At 63.8% G+C, this 1,620-nt stretch carries 2 protein-coding genes; both read right to left on the bottom strand.

What is annotated here, in order from left to right:
* Positions 1–1,160, bottom strand: a 1,160-nt coding sequence (gene lpdA, locus WA702_RS28785; protein ID WP_425113931.1) for a dihydrolipoyl dehydrogenase, incomplete at its 3' end; no start/stop codon positions are given.
* Between the two features lie 130 nt (positions 1,161–1,290).
* Positions 1,291–1,620, bottom strand: a 330-nt coding sequence (locus tag WA702_RS28780; RefSeq protein WP_425113930.1) for a 2-oxo acid dehydrogenase subunit E2, incomplete at its 5' end; no start/stop codon positions are given.

Genomic DNA, 1,620 nt, shown 5'->3' with positions numbered 1-1,620 from the left:
GGGAAGCGGCCGACCCGGATCTCGCGCCCGCCCTCCTTCGCCTTGGCCTCGGTGAGGCCGACGGATGCTACTTGCGGGTTGCAATAGGTGCAGCCCGGAATCAGCAGCTTGTCCATGGCGTGCGGATGCAGGCCCTTGATGGCCTCGACGCAGATCACGCCCTCATGCTCGGCCTTGTGCGCCAGCATCGGCGGACCGGCGACATCGCCGATCGCGTAGATGCCGGGCACGTTGGTCTTGCCGTAACCGTCGATCACGATGCAGCCGCGGTCGGTCTTCACCCCGAGCTTTTCCAGACCGAGGTTTTCGATATTGCCGACCACGCCGACCGCGGAGATCACGCGATCGAATTCGATGGTCTGCTGCTTGCCCTGGCCTTCCTCGATGGTGGCTAGCACGCTGTCGGCCTTCCTCTCCAGCTTCTTGACGCCGGCGCCGGTCAGGATCTTGATGCCCTGCTTCTCGAAGCGCTTGCGGGCGAGGCCTGCGATCTCGGCATCCTCGACCGGCAGGATCTGCGGCAGCACCTCGACCACGGTGACGTCGGCACCCATGGTGTGGAAGAAGGACGCGAACTCGATGCCGATCGCGCCCGAGCCGATCACCAGCAGCGACTTCGGCATCTTCTCCGGCACCATGGCCTCGAAATAGGTCCAGACCAGCTTCTTGTCCGGCTCCAGCCCCGGCAGCACCCGCGGCCGTGCGCCGGTGGCGACGATGATGTGCTTGGCCTGGTAGACGCCCTCGCCGAGTGCGCCCTTCGGCGCCTCGACATCGGACTTCTTGACGGTGATCTTGCCGGGCGCATCGACGGTCGCCTGCCCCCAGATCACGGAGATCTTGTTCTTCTTCATCAGAAAGCCGACGCCGTCGCTGAGACGCTTCGACACCCCGCGCGAGCGCTGCACCACGGCCTTCGGATCATAGGAGATGTTATCGGCAGAGAGGCCGTAATCCTTGGCGTGCTGCATGTAGTGGTAGATCTCGGCCGAGCGCAAAAGCGCCTTGGTCGGGATGCAGCCCCAGTTCAGGCAGATGCCGCCGAGATAGGATTTCTCGATGATCGCGGTCTTGAAGCCGAGCTGCGCCGCGCGGATCGCGGCGACATAGCCGCCGGGGCCGGAGCCGATGATGATGACGTCGAAGGATGTGTCGGCCATTGCGGCTCCCATTCAACTGAAATCCGTAGGGTGGGCAAAGCGAAGCGTGCCCACCGCCGTCTCGCACGTACGAAATAAGGTGGGCACGGCGCTCGCGCCTTTGCCCACCCTACATATTCACCGTTCTCGGCTACACCATCATCATCACAGGGTTTTCGATCAGCTGCTTGAACGCGCCGATCAGCTCTGCACCCAGCGCGCCGTCGATGGCGCGGTGATCGCAGGACAGGGTCACGCTCATCATGTGCGCGATCTCGATCTTGCCGTTGCGGACAACGGGCCGCTCCTCGCTGGTGCCGACCGCCAGGATGGTCGCATGCGGCGGGTTGATCACGGCGGTGAAATGGCTGATGCCGTACATGCCGAGATTCGACACTGCGGTGGTGCCGCCCTGATACTCCTCAGGCTTCAGCTTGCGGGCCCGCGCACGCGCCGCGAAATCCTTCATCTCGCTCGATAT

The sequence above is a fragment of the Bradyrhizobium sp. genome, assembly GCF_049798375.1.
Lineage (GTDB): Bacteria > Pseudomonadota > Alphaproteobacteria > Rhizobiales > Xanthobacteraceae > Bradyrhizobium.
This window is presented reverse-complemented; position numbering and strand designations above follow the sequence as displayed.